The organism is Streptomyces vulcanius (assembly GCF_042653945.1).
GTDB classification, from domain to species: Bacteria; Actinomycetota; Actinomycetes; order Streptomycetales; family Streptomycetaceae; genus Streptomyces; species Streptomyces mangrovi.
On sequence record NZ_JBHSFK010000059.1, the window covers coordinates 54,010 to 70,915 of the forward strand.

A 16,906-nucleotide genomic window follows, 5' to 3' on the forward strand; every position below is an offset into this window, starting at 1 on the left:
TCCCTCTCCGACGTCTTCGCCACCTATGCTCTCAGCTCGGACGGACCGCTGGTACGGCACGAGAGACGGGCAGGGTATGACGACGGACACGGTGCGGTGGGGAATCCTGGCGACCGGCGGGATCGCCGCCGCGTTCACGGCGGACCTGATCGACCTGCCGGACGCGGAGGTCGTCGCGGTCGCCTCGCGCACCGAGGCCTCGGCGAAGGCGTTCGCCGACCGCTTCGGCATACCCCGGGCCTACGGCGACTGGGCCGCGCTCGCCGCCGACGAGGACCTCGACGTCGTCTACGTCGCCACCCCGCACGCCGCGCACCGCGCCGCCGCCGGACTCTGCCTGGAGGCAGGCCGGAACGTCCTCTGCGAGAAGGCGTTCACGCTGAACGTGCGCGAGGCCGAGGAACTGGTCGCGCTCGCCCGGGAGCACGACCGCTTCCTCATGGAAGCCATGTGGATGTACTGCAACCCGGTCATCCGCCGCCTCAAGGCCCTCGTCGACGACGGCGCGATCGGCGAGGTGCGCACCGTGCAGGCCGACTTCGGCCTCGAAGGCCCCTTCCCGCCCTCGCACCGGCTGCGCGACCCCGCCCAGGGCGGCGGCGCCCTGCTCGACCTGGGCGTCTACCCCGTCTCCTTCGCTCACCTCCTGCTCGGCGAACCGTCGGGCATCTCCGCCCAAGCGGTCATCTCCCCCGAGGGCGTCGACCTCCAGACCGTCCTCGCGCTGTCCTGGGACTCCGGGGCGCTGGCCGCCCTGCACTGCTCCGTCACCGGCGGCACCGGCACCACCGCCTCCGTCACCGGCTCGCGCGGCCGGATCGACATCCCGTCCGGCTTCTTCCACCCCGACCGGCTGGTCCTGCACCGGGCCGGACGCGACCCCGAGGAGTTCACCGCCGACCCGGCCGACGGGCCCCGCAACACCTTCCGGCACGAGGCCCGCGAGGTCATGCGCGCGCTGCGGGCCGGCGAGACCGAGTCCCGCCTGGTGCCGCTCGACGGCACCCTCGCGGTGATGCGGACCATGGACGCCGTACGGGAGCGGATCGGGGTGCGGTACCCGGGCGAGTAGCCGGACCGGTCCTTGGCGAGACGGGGCGTCTCCTCCGCTTGGTACCGTCGAACCATGGTCACCCAGCCCGCCAGACCCGCCCCGGACACCACCCGGCGCAGCGAGAGGTCCCGCCGCGCGATCTACGCCGCCGCCCTCGCCCTCATCTCCGAGGTCGGCTACCCGAAGACCACCATCGAGGGAATCGCCGCCCGCGCGGGCGTCGGCAAGCAGACCATCTACCGCTGGTGGGGGTCGAAGGCCGACGTCCTCCTCGAGGCGTTCCTCGACCTCAGCGCACAGGCGGCGGAGGAAGCCGGGGCGTCGGAGCAGGAGCCGTACGCCATCCCGGACACCGGCGACCTCGCCGCCGACATCAAGGCCGTGCTGCGGGCCACCGTCGACCAGCTCACCGACCCCCGCTTCGAGGCCCCCGCCCGCGCCCTGGCCGCCGAGGGCGTGGTCAACGAACAGGTCGGCCGCGAGTACATGGCCAACCTCATGGAACCGAGCATCCAGCTCTACGTCGACCGGCTGCGCTCCGCCCAGGAGGCCGGCCAGGTCCGCCCGGGCATCGACCCGCGGATCGCCCTGGAGTTCTTCATCTCCCCGCTCGCCCAGCGCTGGCTGCAGTACACGGGCCCCATCACATACGACTACACGGACACCCTCGTCGACTACGCGCTGTACGGCCTCGCCCCCCGCTGAGCCCTACCCTTTGCCCCCATTGGGGGCCGAGCACCCCCGATGCGCAGGATGATGGGACCATGAGGCATGCTGTCCGCACGACGGCGAGGGCGAGGCGATAGATGAGCGCGGAGTACGGCGGCCCGAACGGCCTGCGGGCGAGGCTCACCCAGTGGCTGCGCGGAGGCGGTGGGACGGAAGCCGCCGACGACGGCGGCCGGGAGGCCCTGCTGCTCGCCGCCGCCGGGGCGGGACTGCCCCTCGCGCCCGCCGCGTACCCGACCGCCAACTACCGCTGCTCCTGCGACCGGGTCGGCTGTCCGACCCCCGCCCGGCACCCGGTGTCGTTCGCCTGGCAGACGCAGTCCACCACCGACCGCGCCCAGATCGAGCGCTGGGCCCGCCACCAGCCGCAGGCCAACTTCATCACCGCGACCGGCATGACCCACGACGTCCTCGACGTACCGCTGGAAGCCGGCCGCGAGGCCCTGGACCGCCTCCTCGATGCCGGGATCGAGGTCGGCCCGGTAGCCGAGAGCGACGACGGCCGCATGCTGTTCTTCACCCTCACCCGGGGCACCCCCGAGGACGAGGACGAGTGGTGGCCCTGCGAACTGGACTGCCACCCCGAAACAATGGACGAACACCCGGGCCTGCGCTGGCACTGCCGGGGTTCGTATGTCCTGGTACCCCCGGCCCGCCTCCCCGGCGACGACAACCGGTCCGTCCACTGGCTGAGGGGCCCGGAACACCCCCTCCCGGACCCCCTCACCGTCCTGGAAACCCTGACGGACGCCTGCGCCCGGTACGCGGGCCAGCAGGACCACGCAAGTACCGGGTACTTCTAGGCCTTGTCCCAGACGGCCTATTCCCCCTTGGCCCCGGTCAACCCCTCCAGCCGGCTGAGCAACGAGACCTTCGCCCCCTGCCCCGGGTCAACGGCAACCGCGTTCGCGACGAACTCCATCGTCAGCGACTGCTTGATCTCCCCCGAAGTCAACGCCCGCACACTCTTGTTGGGCGCCGGCACGGCCGCCCCCGCCGCGGCGGTCTGCTTCACATAGTGGTGCGTGGTGAAGAACACCACCGCCCCACCGTCCGCCGTACGCAACCCCAACGGCGCGAAGTCCCCGCTCGTCAGCGGCTCGTCGACGAACTGCTGCACCAACCCCGGCTTCTCGGCGTTCTGTTCACGCGTGGCACGCAACGCGCTGGTGTACGTCCCGTCCGCGAACGTGCCCCCGCCGCCCTTGAGATAGCCGACGTACCCCTTGCTCAGGTCCTGGGGCGCGACGGCGAGTCCGGCCGCGTCGTCCGGCACGGCCTCCGCCCAGCCGTCCTTGTCCTTGGCGAACTCCGGCAGCGCGCCCGGCGCGACCAGCGTGAGATACGCCGCCTGCCAGGGCTCGGAGAGGTCGTTGCGGGTGAACGCCAGCACCCACCGGCTGCTGCCGCCCTTGTTCGCCTTGGCGTCGGCGACGAACCAGCGGGGCCAGCCCGCCTTCTTGGTGATGGTGTAGTTCACGTCCGACAGCACCAGCGGGGTGTGGTCCGGGTTGCCCGCGGGGCTGTTGATGTGTCCGGCCTTCAGCCGCGCGCCGTCGATGACCGCGAGCGCGCCGGTGGTGTACGGGGCGTCGAGTGAACTGTTGTACGCCTTGTCGGCCTTGTTGTACGCGGTGGTGAACTGCCGCACCGCCTTCGCGGCCTCGGCGCGGGTCGCGGCGGGGAGCACCTCGCGCTCCCCGTGGACCACCATGCAGCCGCTCGCCGTCAACGACAGAGCGGTCGCCGAGGCCGCCAGCAGCACACCACGATCAAGCCTGCGGAGCCTTCGCGTCATCAGGTGCCTTCACCTTCCCCTTCCCGGAGGCGAACCCTACCGGGGCGAGGAACAGGGCGAGCGTCGGGACCAGGTACAGCAGCCACACCGTGACCTGGAGGACGGTCGGGTCGGGCTGGAAGTTGAACACGCCCTTCAGCAGCGTGCCGTACCAGCTGTCGGGCGGGATGGTGTCGCTGATGTCGAAGGACTTGGTGTTCAGGCCGGGCAGCCAGTCGGCCTCCTGGAGGTCGTGGAAGCCGTACGCCAGCACGCCCGCGGCCACGACGACGAGCATGCCGCCGGTCCAGGTGAAGAACTTCGCGAGGTTGATGCGCAGTGCGCCCCGGTAGAACAGCCAGCCCAGCAGCACGGCCGTAGCGAGGCCCAGGGCCACGCCGATCAGCGGGCGCGGGGTGCCGTCACCGGCCGCGTGGACGGACGCCCACACGAACAGGGCGGTCTCCAGGCCCTCCCGGCCGACGGCGAGGAACGCGGTGGCGACCAGCGCGCCGGTGCCCATGGCGAGGGCGGCGTCGAGCCTGCCGTGCAGCTCGGCCCTGAGGTGCCGGGCGGTGCGCCGCATCCAGAACACCATCCACGTGACCAGCCCGACCGCGAGGATCGACAACGACCCGCCGAGGGCCTCCTGCGCCTGGAACGTCAGTTCCTGGGAGCCGAATTCGAGGACGCAGCCGAAGCCGAGGGCGAGCAGCACCGCGACGGCGATACCCGTCCACACCGGCTTCAGGGCGTCCCGGCGTTCGGTCTTGACGAGGTAGGCGATGAGGATGCAGACGACGAGGGAGGCCTCCAGGCCCTCGCGCAGTCCGATCAGGTAGTTGGAGAACACGGGCTACGCCTCCTTGGAGAACAGCGTGCGGCCCCACCAGTCGTCCTTGTCGCGGACGCCCGGCGGCACGGCGAAGAGGGCCGAACCCACGTGCTGGATGTACTCGTTGAGCGCGTCGGTCGCGAGATGGCGCTGGATGCGGACGAACCCCTCGCGGACGTCGCGCTGGTAGGCGAGGAAGAACAGGCCCGCCTCCAGCCGGCCGAGGCCGTCGGTGCCGTCGGTGAAGGAGTAGCCGCGGCGCAGGATGGTCGCCCCGCCGTTGGAGTCGGGGTGCGCGAGCCGGACGTGCGCGTCGGGCTTCATCGCCTTCAGGAACGGCGCGTCGTGCTCCTTGGCCTTGCCGACGGGGGCGCCCTCGCCCTTGTCGCGGCCGAAGATGTCCTCCTGCTCCTGGAGGGAGGTGCGGTCCCAGGGCTCGATGTGCATGCGGATCCGGCGGGCGACGAGATACGACCCGCCCACCATCCACTCGGGGCCGTCCTTCTGGCCGACCCACACGAACTTCTTCAGCCGGTCGGTCTCGGTGCCCGCGATGTTGCGGGTGCCGTCCTTGAACCCCATGAGATTGCGCGGCGTCTGCGCGTCGGGAGTCGTCGACGAGGTCTTCCCGAACCCGAGCTGCGACCAGCGGATCACCACCTTCCCGAAGCCGATCCGGGCGAGGTTGCGGATGGCGTGCACGGCGACCTGCGGATCGTCCGCGCACGCCTGGACGCACAGGTCACCGCCCGAGCGGGCCGCGTCGAGCGCCTCCCCGGCGAACTTCGGCAGGTCGATCAGCGCCTCGGGACGCTCGCCGTCGAGCCCGAACTTCCCGAACAGGGACGGCCCGAAGCCGACCGTGAGCGTCAGCCGGGACGGCTTGAGCCCCAGCGCCTCGCCGGTGTCGTCCGGCGGCGCCTCGGCGAGGCCGCCGTACGCCCCGTCCCCGACGGCCTTCCCGGCCGTCATCCGCCGCGCCGCCGCCGTCCAGTCCTTCAGCAGCTGGACGAACTCGGCGCGGTCGTCGGTGGTCACGTCGAACGTGGCGAAGTGCAGCCGGTCCTGTACGGGGGTGGCGATGCCCGCCTGGTTCGTTCCGTGGAAGGCGACCGCGGCGCCCGTCCCGGCGGCCGTCGGCTCGATGTCGTCGCCACCGTCGGTGATCGCGACCGCGCCCCCGGCCGCGGCGGCACCGAGCGCGAGCCCGGCACCGCCCCAGCCGATCAGCGAACGCCGCGACGGACTGCTGCTGGAGGTCTCCGTCATGCCCGTTCTCCTGTTACTTCGCGACGGCGGCGGCGAGCTTGGACAGCGGCTCGGCGAGCGCGTTCACCGCGTCCGACAGCTCCTTGCGCTGGGCCTCGGTCACCGTGTCGTAGGAGACGAAGTCGTACGACGACGTGTTCGGCCGGTACTTGTCCAGCAGCGTGTTCAGCGCGGCGAACTGCTTGTCCAGCTCGGTGACCAGGGCCGCGTCGTTCTCCTGGGCGACCGCCCTGAGCAGTTCGTACGCTTCCTGCGCGCCCTCGATGTTGGCCTTGAAGTCGACCAGGTCGGTGTGCGAGTAGCGGTCCTCCTCGCCGCTGATCTTGCCGGTGGCGACCTCGTCGAGGAGTTCCTTGGCGCCGTTGGCCATGGAGGTCGGGGTGATCTCGGCCTTGCCGACGCGCTTCTGCCAGTCGGTCAGATCGGTGATCAGCTGGTCGGCGAGGGTCTTGTCCTCGGCGCTGATCTTCTTGTCCTCCCAGAGGGACTTCTCCAGGCGGTGCCAGCCGGTCCACTTCTGGCCGGCCTCCAGGCCGTCCGCGCGGGTGTCGACCTTGGGGTCGATGTCGCCGAAGGACTCGGCGACCGGCTCGGTGCGCTCCCAGCCGAGGCGGGAGGGGGCGAAGGCCTCCTTGGCGGCCTCCAGGTCACCGGCCTTGACGGCCTTGGCGAAGGTCCCGGCCAGTGGCAGTGTGGCGTCGGCCTGCTCCTGCGCGTACTCGCGGTAGGCGGCGACGGCCTTGTCAAGGCGGGGGTCACGCTTGGCGACCTGGCCGCCGGTGACCTTGAGGGCCTGGCGGATGCCCTCGCCCTTCATGCCGGGCTTGCAGGCGATCTGGTAGTCGCCGGCCTTCACCTCGGCGGTGACGCGCTGCTTGGTGCCGGGACCTATGTTCTCGCGCTCGGTCACGACCCGGTCGTCCGGGAACAGGACGTACACCTCGGTGACCTTCGACCCCTTGTTCTCGATGGCCAGTTCGACATGCCCGGAGGAGATCTCCTGCTTGGAGGTCTCGCACTTGCTGTCGGTGGCGGTCACCGCGATCACCCGGTCACCGTCTTTCGCGTCGCTCTTCTCGGTGCAGCCCGTGACGGCGGTGAGGGCCGTCACGGCGGCGACGGCGGTGACGGCGGAGAGTCTGGCGGCTCGCATTCGGGCTCCCGGCATGACTGAAAAGGTTGGGCGAGGCTCAAAACATTGGTGAGGCTGGCCTAACTTATCCAAGGCTTACCTGTGCCGTACCCACCCGTGCAGTGATTCAGCTCTCATAAATCTCGTAAGGGCACGAGCCGATCACGGCGCCCCAAAACGGACCCCATGGAATGGTCAAAGGAGATTCAAAGATTCCGCTTCGGGGTGACGAGCACCGCCCCGGTCCGAGGGTGCGGAAGCACTTCGATCGCCTGGTCGTAGACCTCGGACAGCAGCCGCTCGCTGAACACCTCACCCGGCGCCCCGTCCGCCGCGACCCGCCCGTCCCGCAGCACCGCGACCCGATGCGCGTAGGCGGCGGCCAGCCCCAGATCGTGCAGCACGACGACGACGGCGTCCCCCTGCCCCGCCCGCTCCCGGCAGATCCGCAGGACCAGCTCCTGATGCTTGAGATCCAGCGCGGCGGTCGGCTCGTCAAGGAGCAGCAGCGGCGCCCGCTGGGCCAGCACCCGGGCCAGCGCGACCCGGGCCCGCTCGCCCCCGCTCAGCGCGGAGAACGGCCGCTCGGCGAAGGCGGTCACCTCGGTCGCGGCCATGGCCCCGCCGACGGCGAGGTCGTCCTCGACGGGCAAGGAGCGATGCGGTGCCCGCCCCATCCGCACCACCTCCTCGACGGTGAACGGAAACGACAGCGCCGCGGCCTGAGGCAGCACGGCCCGCCGCAACGCCAGCTCCGGCGCGCTCCACTCCGTCGCGGCCCGCCCATGAATCCGTACGACCCCCTCGGCGGCCGGCAGATCGGCGGCGAGCGCCCCGAGCACCGTGGACTTCCCGGCCCCGTTGGGCCCCACGAGCGCGAGCACCTCCCCGGCCCGCACCTCGAGATCCACCCCCCGAACCACCTCCCGCCCCCCAAGCCGCACCCGAAGCCCAACAGCCTCGGCAAGCACATCACCGGGGGCAACAGGTCCAAGGGGAACGGGCCGTGATCGCAGAAGCTTCATGCGGGATTGCTCCTTAGGGGGAGAGAGGGGCCACCTCTTGACCAAGCGAGTCGGGCGGGTGGGTGGGAAAGCCTCACGCCCAGCCACCCTGCCGCCGCCGCGTCCTCCGCAGCAGCCAGAAGAAGAACGGGCTCCCGATCAGCGCCGTGAGAACACCCAGCGGCAACTCCGCGGGAGCGGCAAGCGTCCGCGACGCGAGATCCGCCGCCAGCAGCACCGCCGCCCCCAGCAACGCACTCCCCGGCACCAGAAACCGATGCCCCGGTCCCGCCGCCATCCGCAGCAGATGCGGCACCACCAGCCCCACGAAGCTGATGATCCCCGACACGCTCACCGCCGCCGCGGTCAGCAGTGCGATGACGAGGATCAGCACCATCCGCAACCGCTCCACCTCCACCCCCAGATGCCGGGCCGGACGCTCACCGAGCGCGAGCAGGTCCAGCCGCCGGGAGTACAGCGGCGCGAGCGCCAGCCCGAGCGCCGCACAGGGCAGGACCGCGAGCACTTTCGGCCAGGTCGCCTGCGACAGCGACCCCAACTGCCAGAAGGTGATCTGCTGCACCGCCGCGGTGTCCGCGAAGAACAGGAACAGCCCGATCAGCGCACCGGCGAACGCGTTCACGGCGATCCCGGTGAGGATCAGCGTCACCACCTCGGACCGCCCGCCGGAACGCGACAGCGCGTATACCAGCCCCACCGTGACCAGCCCCGCGAGGAACGCGAACGCCGGCACCGTCCAGTTGCCGAGAAGGGTCACCCCGAAGGCGATGGCCGCGACCGCGCCCACCGCCGCACCGGCGGAGATCCCGATGACACCGGGCTCGGCGAGCGGATTCCCGAACACGCCCTGCATCAGCGCCCCCGCACACCCCAGCGAGGCCCCGACGAGCAGCGCGAGCACGATCCGCGGGAACCGCACGTTCCACAGCACCGACTCCGCGACCCGGTCCAACTCCCCGCCGCCGAGCCCGATCCGGTGCTGCACGGAGGACAGCACGTCCCCCACCGGGATCGCATACGCCCCCAGCGCCCCGGCCACCGGCACCAGGACGAGCAGCCCCAGCACCAGCCCGGCGCCGATCAGCCACGCGGCCCCATGTCTCTTCTTCCGGCCGGCCGGCACAGCCGCGGCCTCGACTCGCTTGTCCAGGACGGTCATCCGGCAATCTTAGGTTAGCCTTACCTGTATTCGTCAGCCCTGCCTGCGATGCTTCAATTCCCGGGTGACTGATTACGACGTGCTCCGCGTCTTCTGTGCGCCGAACGGCGGTTACGGCAACGAACTGGGCGTGGTCCGCGACGGCTCGCTGCTGCCCGACCGGGAGGACCGCCAGGCCCTCGCCGCGAAACTCGGCTTCAGCGAGACCGTGTTCGTCGACGACCCCGAGCGCGGGGTGATCGACATCTACACGCCCAGCGTGCGCCTGCCCTTCGCCGGCTACCCCTGCGTCGGCGTGGCCTGGCTGCTCGACGTGCCCGAGCTCGTCACGCCCGCCGGAGTCGTGGGCGTCCGCCTGGACGGGGAGTTCAGCTGGATCGAGGCGCGGGCGGAGTGGGCGCCGCCGCGCACGTTCCGCCGCTACGGCAGCGCCGCCGAGGTCGACGACCTGAGCGTGCCGCCGGCCGGCGAGTGGGTCTATGCCTGGGCCTGGGAGGACGAGCCGGCCGGCCGGATCCGCGCCCGTGGCTTCCCCGGCCGGGGCGACGGCGTCGACGAGGACGAGGCGACCGGCGCCGCCGCGCTGCTGCTCACCGAGCGGCTGGGCCGGGCCCTGAACATCAGCCAGGGCGCCGGCTCCCAGATCCTGACGGCCCCGCAGCCCCACGGCTGGGTGGAACTCGGCGGCCGGGTCGTCCTGGAGCGCTGAAGGCTAACGCCGACGGTGCGCGTCCGTGATGTTGTGGGCGGCCGTACGGGTGGTCTGGAGTGTGCGCGTGCGGACGAACGGTTACCTCTGGGCGTGACCACTCCGCCTCCGTGAGAGGAGCATCATGCGTATCCGATCCGTCCTGGCCGCAACCGTTCTGGGAATCGCCATGGCCGCCGCCGGCGCGACGAGCGCCGTCGCCGACGAGGAGCCCCGTCACTACGGCAACCACTACGGCTCGGAAGCCCACTACGGTCAGAGCGAAGAGGACCGGCACCACGTCCTCGACGCCGAACCCGTCTGCAGCCCGTACATCGGCCAGGTCGACACCGCCTCCAGCGACATCTTCTGGGCCGGCGCGCACTGCAGCTGGTTCTGACCGGGCCGACCCGTGGCACCGGGCCCCTTCCCGGCACCGGGAAGGGGCCCGGCCCATGCCGGTGTGCCCGGGGCTCAGGCCGACAGCCGGAACTCCTCGCCCAGCGCCAGGAACAGGGCCGTGTTCAGCGCGAAGGCCCGCTTGCACTCGCTGATGATCCGCTGCTTCTCCAGGTCGTCCGCGTGCACCCCGTCCAGCAGCTCCCGGTAGCCCCGCTTGAACGCCGCCGGGTTGCCGATCTCCTCGAACACGTAGAAGCGGACGCCGTCGCCCTTCCTCTCGAAGCCCCAGGCCCGCTCGGCCCTGTCCCGGATGATCTGGCCGCCGGAGAGGTCGCCCAGATAGCGCGTGTAGTGGTGGGCGATGTACCCGGCCGGCCACTCCTCGGCGCACTCCCGTACCCGCGCCGCGTACGCCTCCGTGGCCGGCAGGGCCGACAGCCCCGTCCGCCAGCCGGGCCCGCGCAGATGTGCCAGGTCCCGCTCCAGCGCCGCCAGCCGGAACAGCTCGGGCCGGATGAACGGCCCGGCCACCGGGTCCGGGGCCAGCCGCCCGGCGCCGGCCTCCAGCGCCTCGTACACGAACCAGAGCTGCTCGGTGTAGCGCGCGTACGCGTCGACGCCGAGCCTTCCGCCGAGCAGGTCACTCATGAACGTCGAGGTCTCGGCCTCCACGTGCTGCTCGTGGGACGCCGTGCGGATGAGTGTCGAGAACGAGTCCATACCCCACATCCTCTAAGGTAAGGCTTACCTAAGTCAATGGGCTCGGCGGTGTTTACCGACGACCTGTCGGTAAAAGCGTACAAGAAAAGACCCGCCCCCAGCAGGGAACGGGTCCTCCGCTGTGAGCGGACGGCACACCTAGGGCAGCGTCAGGATCTCCGCCCCCGTCTCCGTCACCACCAGCGTGTGCTCGAACTGGGCGGTCCGCCCGCGGTCCTTGGTCACCACGGTCCAGCCGTCGTCCCACATGTCGTACTCGTGCGTCCCGAGCGTCAGCATCGGCTCGATCGTGAACGTCATCCCCGGCCGCATTTCCGTCGTCGCGTGCGGGCTGTCGTAGTGCGGGATGATCAGCCCGGAGTGGAACGACGAGTTGATCCCGTGACCGGTGAAGTCCCGGACCACGCCGTACCCGAACCGCTTCGCGTACGACTCGATGACCCGCCCGATGATGTTGATCTGGCGTCCCGGCCTGACCGCCCTGATCGCCCGGTCGAGGGACTCCCGGGTCCGCTCCACCAGCAGCCGGCTCTGCTCGTCGACGTCACCCACCAGATAGGTCGCGTTGTTGTCGCCGTGCACCCCGCCGATGTACGCGGTCACGTCCAGGTTGACGATGTCGCCGTCGCGCAGGACCGTCGAGTCCGGGATGCCGTGGCAGATGACCTCGTTGACGGACGTGCACAGCGACTTGGGGAAGCCGCGGTAGCCGAGCGTGGACGGATACGCGCCGTGGTCGCACATGTAGTCGTGCGCCACCTTGTCCAGCTCGTCCGTCGTCACCCCCGGCGCGATCAGCTTCGCGGCCTCCGCCATCGCCCGCGCGGCGATCCGCCCGGCGGTCCGCATCGCCTCGACCGTCTCGGGCGTCTGCACCTCCGGACCGGTGTACGGCGTCGGCGCGGGCTTGCCGACGTACTCGGGGCGGCGGATGTTTCCGGGCACGGAACGGATGGGGGAGAGCTCCCCGGGCACGAGCAGCATCTGGCCAGACATGGCGACGAGTCTATCGAGCGGCGGTGGGGGAACATGTGGGTGGCGAGAGGAGCCGGTCATGCCGCTGTTCAAAAGGCGCGTCACGGGAAAACCGGGCGAGTGGTACTACTGCCTGGAGCACAAGAAGGTCGAGGAGGGGCCGGACTGCCCGGGCAAGGACCGCTTCGGCCCCTACGCCTCCCGGCAGGAGGCCGAGCACGCGATGGAGAGCGCCCGGGACCGCAACCTCCAGTGGGAGAACGACCCCCGGTGGCACGACGCCCCCAAGAGCGAGACCGGTGACGACCCGGACAGGTCCTAACCCCCGGTGACCGGTGCGGCGGCCGTGCGCCGCCTCCGCTCCCGCGCCGCGTGCTCGTCGGTCCGTACGTCGTAGCGCATCAGCCCCGGCAGACACAGCGCCAGCAGCCCCACCGCACCCGCGCACAGCACCCCGCCCGACCAGACGGACGTCCGCACCCCGAGCCAGGCCGCGACACCACCGCTGCGGACCTGGCCGACCGTCGGCCCCACCGAGTACGACAGCAGCTCGATCCCGGCGAGCCGCCCGCGCAGCTCGTCCGGGATCGTCTGGTTCCACATCGCGCCCCGGAAGATCCCGCTGACCATGTCGCAGCCGCCCGCGAGGGTCAGACAGAGCAGCACCAGCCAGACGTCGGACATCAGCCCGGCCGCCGCTATCGCCACCCCCCACAGCGCCGCCGCCAGCACCACCATCCGCCCGTGCCGGTGCACCCGCGAGGTCCATCCGCTCGTCAGGCTCACCACCAGCGCCCCGGCCGGCACCGACGCGTACATCAGCCCCAGCGACCACTCGGCGTCCAGCTCGTCGGCGAGGAACGGCAGGACCGCCAGCGGCATGGCGAGAAACATCGCGGCGAGGTCCACGGCGTACGTCCCGAGCAGCTCCTTGCGGCTCCACGCGTACCGGGCCCCCTCGGCGATCGCCCGCAGCGACGGCTTCGCCGCCTCGTGGGCGGCGGGGGAGGAGGCGATCCGTACGACGAGTACGACGGAGACGACGAAGGTGAGCACATCGGCGGCGTAGGCCCAGCCCAGGCCCGCGTAGGCGACGACGACCCCGGCGAGCGCCGGCCCGGCGACGCCGCCGACCGTCCAGCGCAGCGAGTTGAGCGCGGTGGCGGCCGGCAGGTGCTCGTGCGCGACGATCCTCGGCCACAGCGAGTCCAGCGCGGGCCGCTGGACGGAGACCAGGGCGGAGGAGAGCGCGGCGACGACATAGAGCGGCCACACCGTCGGCTCCGGAAGCAGCGCGTTGACCAGCAGCGCTGCACTGAGCAGGCCCTGTCCGACCTCCGTCCACACGATCAGCGAGCGCTTGTCCAGCGCGTCGGCGAGGGCACCGCCGTACAGCCCGAACACCACCAGCGGCACCAGCTCCACCGCCCCGATCGCCCCCACCGCCGCGGCGGACTCCGTCAGGTCCTTCACCTGCACGGGCAGTGCGACGAACGTCAGAAAACTCCCGAAGTTCGAGATCAGCCCCGAGAACCAGAGTCTCCGGAAGTCGACCGAGGCCCGCCAGGGGGAGAGGTCGGGCAGCAGCGAACGGGCGCGGCCATGGGAGGGGGAGGGTGCGGGGGCGTCGTCGGTCACGACGGGCCATGCTTGGCCAGCGGCTCGGACGGGGCAACCGGTTTTCGGGGCGTCTCGTGAGGTCACCAGGGGGGTGGCGGCGGGGCCGTCAGGGACTCCGCCAGCCGGGAGAGGCGGGCGCGCAGCCCCCGGCGCGCTCTCGACGGGCGGCCGGTCTCGCCCGCCGCCGCGCTGACGAGGTGCTGCACGGTGGCCAGGTCCAGCTCGGAGCCGTCCGGCACGGTCAGCGTCTCGTGGGACAGGGCCGTCAGTTCGCCCTCGCCGGGGCCCAGGGCCAGCACGGTCACCCCGGCCCGGCGGGCGTCGGCCACCCGTTCCAGGAGTGCCGTGTCCTCACCGGGCGCCGCGACCAGCAGGGTCTCGCCCCGCCGTGCCGCCGCGATCCGGCCGAGGCCCACCGCGAGATGCGCGGGGTCACCGGCGCGTGCGTGATGGCGTACGAGCGTCGGCGCCAGCTCCGGCGTACCCGACCACGCGGCCTCGTCCACCAGATGCGCCGCGAGGTGCCAGGGCTCGTACTCCGCGCTTCCCACCAGCAGCAGTCCGCCCCCGTGCGACACCACCGACCCCCGCAGCACCGCGCCGAACCTCCGCGTGGCGGCCGGCCACTGCGTCCCGGCGAGCACCTCGCGCAGCAGCGCGACCCGTACGGCGTCCATGCGGTCGCATACTGCCCCAATCGGTCGGCGGGGGCCGGGGGTTCGCCGCGGATTCACCCGGCACGGCGAAGGGGCCGCCTCCGGCCCGTCGTATTGTCGGCCCATGACCTCTACCGACAGTGCACCCAGCGCCCCCGCCGACGCCCCCGCGAAGGCCCCCGCCAAGGACCCGTGGGACCTCCCCGACGTATCCGGACTGGTCGTCGGCGTCCTCGGCGGAACCGGCCCGCAGGGCAAGGGACTCGCCTACCGCCTCGCCCGGGCCGGCCAGAAGGTGATCATCGGCTCGCGCGCCGCCGACCGCGCCCAGGCCGCCGCCGAGGAACTCGGCCACGGAGTCGAGGGCGCCGACAACGCCGAGACCGCCCGCCGCAGCGACATCGTGATCGTCGCCGTGCCGTGGGACGGCCACGGCAAGACGCTGGAGTCGCTGAGCGAGGAACTCGCCGGCAAGCTCGTCGTCGACTGCGTCAACCCGCTCGGCTTCGACAAGAAGGGCGCCTACGCGCTGAAGCCGGAGGAGGGCAGCGCGGCGGAGCAGGCCGCGGCCCTGCTGCCGGGCTCCCGGGTCACGGCCGCCTTCCACCACCTCTCCGCCGTCCTCCTCCAGGACCCGGAGATCGCGGAGATCGACACCGATGTGATGGTGCTCGGCGAGGAGCGGGCGGACGTCGAGATCGTGCAGGCGCTCGCCGGACGCATCCCCGGCATGCGGGGTGTCTTCGCCGGCCGGCTGCGCAACGCCCACCAGGTCGAGTCCCTGGTCGCCAACCTGATCTCGGTCAACCGCCGCTACAAGGCACACGCGGGGCTGCGGGTCACGGACGTGTGAGCGTCGCCGTGTCGCGGATGGGGGACACTGGACGCCATCGCAGTGTCCCCCGACAGGAGAACCGTCAACCCCATGCCCCGCCTCGCGATCTACACCCTCGTCGTCTGTCTGCTCGCCGTCGCCGCCGCGGTCGTCTCCTTCGCCCAGGGCAGCTTCCTCGGGGTGGTCTGGGTGCTCCTCGCCGGACTCTCCTCCAACATGACCTGGTACTACGTGAAGCGCGAGAAGGTCCGCAGGTCCGTCGAGCCCGTCAAGCCCGTCACGGGCTGACCGCGCAGAACTGGTCCGTGTTCTGCCAGAAGCGGTAGAGGTTCTGCCCGCAGTACGTGTCCAGGTCGCTGATGTCGAGGCCGCGCAGTGCCGCGTCGACCACGTCGAAGAACACGTTGTTGACGGCCGGCACCCACAGCAGCGCGAACACGAACAGCAGCCCGAACGGCGCGAACGGCTCCACCTGCCGCTTCACGTTGTACGACAGCCAGGGCTCGAGCACGCCGTAGCCGTCCAGACCGGGCACCGGCAGGAAGTTCAGGATCGCCGCCGTGACCTGGAGCAGGGCGAGGAAGGCGAGCGCGAACCGGAAGTCCGCCGGCACGCCGTCCAGCGCGTCCAGCCAGAAGGGCGCCGTGCACACCGCCGCGAACAGCACGTTCGTCAGCGGACCGGCCGCCGAGACCAGGCTGTGCCGCCAGCGCCCCCGGATCCGCCCGCGCTCGATGAACACCGCCCCGCCGGGCAGACCGATCCCGCCCATGATCACGAAGATCACCGGCAGCACGATGCTCAGCAGGGCGTGGGTGTAGGCGAGAGGATTGAGGCTCAAGTAGCCCTTGGATCCAACGGTGATGTCCCCTGAGTGCAGTGCGGTACGGGCGTGTGCGTACTCGTGCAGGCAGAGCGACACGATCCAGGCGGCCGTCACGAACAGGAACACGGCCACGCCCGGCTGCGCGGCGAACCCCGTCCAGGTCGCCCAGCCGGTGACCGCGGTGACGGCCAGGATCCCGAGGAACACGGGACTGATGCGCCGTTCGTCGCGGCGGGTGGTGGCGGTGGTCATGGGGGATGGGCTCCTGGATGTGGACGTGAGTGTCTGGGTGCGGGGCGGCCGTGTAGACCGTACCCGTGGTCTGGAGGGAACGTCCCGTGGGTGGCCCGGGGTTCCACGCGGGCGCGTATGCGAAACCGGGGGGCGCCCGGGGCGCGTCACCGGGGACAATGGACCCCGTGCGCTACCGCATCCTCGGCACCACGCAGGCATTCCGCCCCGACGGCACCCCCGTCTCCGTCGGCGGGGCACGGCTGCGTGCCCTGCTGACCGTCCTGGCCCTGCGGGCCGGCCGCAGTGTGCCGGCGGGGCTGCTGGTCGAGGAGGTGTGGGTGGGGGACCCGCCCGCCGACGCGCCGGGCGCGCTGCAGGCGCTGGTCGGGCGGCTGCGGCGGGCCCTGGGCGCGGACGCGGTCGCCTCCGCCGAGGGCGGCTACCGGCTCGCCGCCGGCCCCGGCGACGTCGACCTGCACCGCTTCGAGCGGCTCACCGCCGACGGGCTGCGCGCCCTCGCCGACGGCGACCCCGCGAAGGCGGCCGTCGTCCTCGACGACGCCCTCGCCCTGTGGCGGGACCCGCCGCTCGCCGACCTGCCCGACCGTACGGCGGAGGCGGCGCGTCACGAGGCCCGCCGGCTCGACGCGCTGCGCGCCCGGCACACCGCCGCGCTCGCCCTCGGCCACGCCGAACAGTCGCTGCCCGAGCTGACCGCCCTGTGCGACGCCCACCCCCTGGACGAGCCCCTCCAGTCCCTCCGCCTGCGCGCCCTGCGCGACGCGGGCCGCCCGGCCCAGGCCCTCGCCGCCTACGACGAGGTACGCCACCTCCTCGCCGACCGCCTCGGCTCGGACCCCGGCCCGGCCCTGCGCGCCCTCCACACCGAACTCCTCAACCGCCCCCCCCCCCCCCCCCCCCCCCCCCCCCCCCCCCCCCCCCCCCCCCCCCCCCCCCCCCCCCCCCCCCC

General features: G+C 71.9%; 20 protein-coding genes. 9 read left to right on the forward strand and 11 right to left on the reverse strand.

Annotation, left to right across the window (positions count from 1 at the left end; translation table 11 throughout):
* Positions 1 to 76 precede the first annotated feature (76 nt).
* The 3 genes from ACFPIH_RS51100 to ACFPIH_RS51110 all read left to right on the forward strand — a co-directional run bounded on the left by ACFPIH_RS51100 (position 77) and on the right by ACFPIH_RS51110 (position 2,586).
* Positions 77 to 1,072: a Gfo/Idh/MocA family protein gene (locus tag ACFPIH_RS51100; protein ID WP_381179588.1), complete on the forward strand. Its 996-nt coding sequence runs from the start codon at positions 77 to 79 to the stop codon at positions 1,070 to 1,072.
* A 54-nt stretch (positions 1,073 to 1,126) separates the two neighbouring features.
* The gene (locus tag ACFPIH_RS51105) at positions 1,127 to 1,759 is read left to right on the forward strand and encodes a TetR/AcrR family transcriptional regulator (protein ID WP_381179592.1); all 633 of its coding nucleotides are present in this window, start codon (positions 1,127 to 1,129) and stop codon (positions 1,757 to 1,759) included.
* Positions 1,760 to 1,860: 101 nt separating this feature from the next.
* The gene (locus ACFPIH_RS51110) at positions 1,861 to 2,586 is read left to right on the forward strand and encodes a bifunctional DNA primase/polymerase (protein WP_381179595.1); all 726 of its coding nucleotides are present in this window, start codon (positions 1,861 to 1,863) and stop codon (positions 2,584 to 2,586) included.
* Between the two features lie 17 nt (positions 2,587 to 2,603).
* Here the strand turns inward: ACFPIH_RS51110 and ACFPIH_RS51115 are convergent, their stop codons facing one another.
* The 6 genes from ACFPIH_RS51115 to ACFPIH_RS51140 all read right to left on the reverse strand — a co-directional run bounded on the left by ACFPIH_RS51115 (position 2,604) and on the right by ACFPIH_RS51140 (position 8,980).
* A complete protein-coding gene (locus ACFPIH_RS51115; RefSeq protein WP_381179598.1) occupies positions 2,604 to 3,581 on the reverse strand; it encodes an SCO2278 family lipoprotein in 978 nt (325 codons plus the stop codon).
* Positions 3,556 to 4,413 carry an iron uptake transporter permease EfeU gene (gene efeU / locus ACFPIH_RS51120; protein ID WP_381179601.1) on the reverse strand — a complete coding sequence of 286 codons (858 nt, stop codon included), beginning with the start codon at positions 4,411 to 4,413 and terminating at the stop codon, positions 3,556 to 3,558. Before efeU ends, ACFPIH_RS51115 begins: the two co-directional genes overlap by 26 nt.
* A 3-nt stretch (positions 4,414 to 4,416) precedes the next feature.
* Positions 4,417 to 5,664: an iron uptake transporter deferrochelatase/peroxidase subunit gene (efeB, locus tag ACFPIH_RS51125; protein ID WP_381179605.1), complete on the reverse strand. Its 1,248-nt coding sequence runs from the start codon at positions 5,662 to 5,664 to the stop codon at positions 4,417 to 4,419.
* A 13-nt stretch (positions 5,665 to 5,677) separates the two neighbouring features.
* The gene (gene efeO / locus ACFPIH_RS51130; RefSeq protein ID WP_381179608.1) at positions 5,678 to 6,817 is read right to left on the reverse strand and encodes an iron uptake system protein EfeO; all 1,140 of its coding nucleotides are present in this window, start codon (positions 6,815 to 6,817) and stop codon (positions 5,678 to 5,680) included.
* A 185-nt stretch (positions 6,818 to 7,002) separates the two neighbouring features.
* Positions 7,003 to 7,821, reverse strand: a complete 819-nt coding sequence (locus ACFPIH_RS51135) for a heme ABC transporter ATP-binding protein (protein WP_381179611.1) — start codon at positions 7,819 to 7,821, stop codon at positions 7,003 to 7,005.
* A 73-nt stretch (positions 7,822 to 7,894) separates the two neighbouring features.
* Entirely contained in the window at positions 7,895 to 8,980 is a 1,086-nt protein-coding gene (locus ACFPIH_RS51140) for a FecCD family ABC transporter permease (protein WP_381179614.1), read from the reverse strand.
* A 64-nt stretch (positions 8,981 to 9,044) separates the two neighbouring features.
* Here ACFPIH_RS51140 and ACFPIH_RS51145 point away from each other — a divergent pair, with 64 nt between their 5' ends.
* Positions 9,045 to 9,689, forward strand: a complete 645-nt coding sequence (locus tag ACFPIH_RS51145; protein ID WP_381179617.1) for a PhzF family phenazine biosynthesis protein — start codon at positions 9,045 to 9,047, stop codon at positions 9,687 to 9,689.
* A gap of 124 nt (positions 9,690 to 9,813) precedes the next feature.
* Positions 9,814 to 10,068: a hypothetical protein gene (locus ACFPIH_RS51150; RefSeq protein WP_381179620.1), complete on the forward strand. Its 255-nt coding sequence runs from the start codon at positions 9,814 to 9,816 to the stop codon at positions 10,066 to 10,068.
* 74 nt (positions 10,069 to 10,142) lie between these two features.
* Here ACFPIH_RS51150 and ACFPIH_RS51155 read toward each other — a convergent pair whose 3' ends face one another.
* Both ACFPIH_RS51155 and map read right to left on the reverse strand, forming a co-directional pair.
* On the reverse strand, positions 10,143 to 10,790 hold the full coding sequence (locus ACFPIH_RS51155; protein ID WP_381179623.1) for a biliverdin-producing heme oxygenase: 648 nt from the start codon (positions 10,788 to 10,790) through the stop codon (positions 10,143 to 10,145).
* A gap of 138 nt (positions 10,791 to 10,928) precedes the next feature.
* On the reverse strand, positions 10,929 to 11,786 hold the full coding sequence (gene map / locus ACFPIH_RS51160; RefSeq protein ID WP_381179626.1) for a type I methionyl aminopeptidase: 858 nt from the start codon (positions 11,784 to 11,786) through the stop codon (positions 10,929 to 10,931).
* A 58-nt stretch (positions 11,787 to 11,844) separates the two neighbouring features.
* Between map and ACFPIH_RS51165 the strand changes: the two genes are divergently transcribed.
* Positions 11,845 to 12,087, forward strand: coding sequence for a hypothetical protein (locus ACFPIH_RS51165; RefSeq protein WP_381179629.1), 243 nt, complete (start codon positions 11,845 to 11,847; stop codon positions 12,085 to 12,087).
* Here the strand turns inward: ACFPIH_RS51165 and ACFPIH_RS51170 are convergent.
* Positions 12,084 to 13,403: an MFS transporter gene (locus ACFPIH_RS51170; RefSeq protein ID WP_381179632.1), complete on the reverse strand. Its 1,320-nt coding sequence runs from the start codon at positions 13,401 to 13,403 to the stop codon at positions 12,084 to 12,086. The two genes, ACFPIH_RS51165 and ACFPIH_RS51170, sit on opposite strands and share 4 nt — an antisense overlap.
* 62 nt (positions 13,404 to 13,465) lie before the next feature.
* On the reverse strand, positions 13,466 to 14,062 hold the full coding sequence (locus tag ACFPIH_RS51175; RefSeq protein WP_381179634.1) for a hypothetical protein: 597 nt from the start codon (positions 14,060 to 14,062) through the stop codon (positions 13,466 to 13,468).
* Between the two features lie 103 nt (positions 14,063 to 14,165).
* On the opposite strand from ACFPIH_RS51175, the gene npdG reads away from it, so the two are divergent.
* A complete protein-coding gene (gene npdG / locus ACFPIH_RS51180) occupies positions 14,166 to 14,894 on the forward strand; it encodes an NADPH-dependent F420 reductase (RefSeq protein ID WP_381179637.1) in 729 nt (242 codons plus the stop codon).
* Between the two features lie 72 nt (positions 14,895 to 14,966).
* On the forward strand, positions 14,967 to 15,164 hold the full coding sequence (locus ACFPIH_RS51185; RefSeq protein WP_381179640.1) for a hypothetical protein: 198 nt from the start codon (positions 14,967 to 14,969) through the stop codon (positions 15,162 to 15,164).
* Here the strand turns inward: ACFPIH_RS51185 and ACFPIH_RS51190 are convergent.
* Positions 15,154 to 15,954, reverse strand: coding sequence for a site-2 protease family protein (locus ACFPIH_RS51190; protein ID WP_381179643.1), 801 nt, complete (start codon positions 15,952 to 15,954; stop codon positions 15,154 to 15,156). The genes ACFPIH_RS51185 and ACFPIH_RS51190 overlap by 11 nt on opposite strands.
* Positions 15,955 to 16,112: 158 nt before the next feature.
* Between ACFPIH_RS51190 and ACFPIH_RS51195 the strand changes: the two genes are divergently transcribed.
* Positions 16,113 to 16,906, forward strand: a 794-nt coding sequence (locus tag ACFPIH_RS51195) for an AfsR/SARP family transcriptional regulator (protein ID WP_385879153.1), incomplete at its 3' end; no start/stop codon positions are given.

Bases quoted from the DNA above. Each gene is read 5' to 3' on its own strand.
- ACFPIH_RS51100 (WP_381179588.1), top strand. From the start codon at position 77: ATGACGACGGACACGGTGCGGTGGGGAATCCTGGCGACCGGCGGGATC.
- ACFPIH_RS51105 (WP_381179592.1), top strand. From the start codon at position 1,127: ATGGTCACCCAGCCCGCCAGACCCGCCCCGGACACCACCCGGCGCAGC.
- ACFPIH_RS51110 (WP_381179595.1), top strand. From the start codon at position 1,861: ATGAGCGCGGAGTACGGCGGCCCGAACGGCCTGCGGGCGAGGCTCACC.
- ACFPIH_RS51115 (WP_381179598.1), bottom strand. From the start codon at position 3,581: ATGACGCGAAGGCTCCGCAGGCTTGATCGTGGTGTGCTGCTGGCGGCC.
- efeB (WP_381179605.1), bottom strand. From the start codon at position 5,664: ATGACGGAGACCTCCAGCAGCAGTCCGTCGCGGCGTTCGCTGATCGGC.
- efeO (WP_381179608.1), bottom strand. From the start codon at position 6,817: ATGCGAGCCGCCAGACTCTCCGCCGTCACCGCCGTCGCCGCCGTGACG.
- ACFPIH_RS51135 (WP_381179611.1), bottom strand. From the start codon at position 7,821: ATGAAGCTTCTGCGATCACGGCCCGTTCCCCTTGGACCTGTTGCCCCC.
- ACFPIH_RS51140 (WP_381179614.1), bottom strand. From the start codon at position 8,980: ATGACCGTCCTGGACAAGCGAGTCGAGGCCGCGGCTGTGCCGGCCGGC.
- ACFPIH_RS51150 (WP_381179620.1), top strand. From the start codon at position 9,814: ATGCGTATCCGATCCGTCCTGGCCGCAACCGTTCTGGGAATCGCCATG.
- ACFPIH_RS51155 (WP_381179623.1), bottom strand. From the start codon at position 10,790: ATGGACTCGTTCTCGACACTCATCCGCACGGCGTCCCACGAGCAGCAC.
- map (WP_381179626.1), bottom strand. From the start codon at position 11,786: ATGTCTGGCCAGATGCTGCTCGTGCCCGGGGAGCTCTCCCCCATCCGT.
- ACFPIH_RS51165 (WP_381179629.1), top strand. From the start codon at position 11,845: ATGCCGCTGTTCAAAAGGCGCGTCACGGGAAAACCGGGCGAGTGGTAC.
- ACFPIH_RS51175 (WP_381179634.1), bottom strand. From the start codon at position 14,062: ATGGACGCCGTACGGGTCGCGCTGCTGCGCGAGGTGCTCGCCGGGACG.
- npdG (WP_381179637.1), top strand. From the start codon at position 14,166: ATGACCTCTACCGACAGTGCACCCAGCGCCCCCGCCGACGCCCCCGCG.
- ACFPIH_RS51185 (WP_381179640.1), top strand. From the start codon at position 14,967: ATGCCCCGCCTCGCGATCTACACCCTCGTCGTCTGTCTGCTCGCCGTC.
- ACFPIH_RS51190 (WP_381179643.1), bottom strand. From the start codon at position 15,954: ATGACCACCGCCACCACCCGCCGCGACGAACGGCGCATCAGTCCCGTG.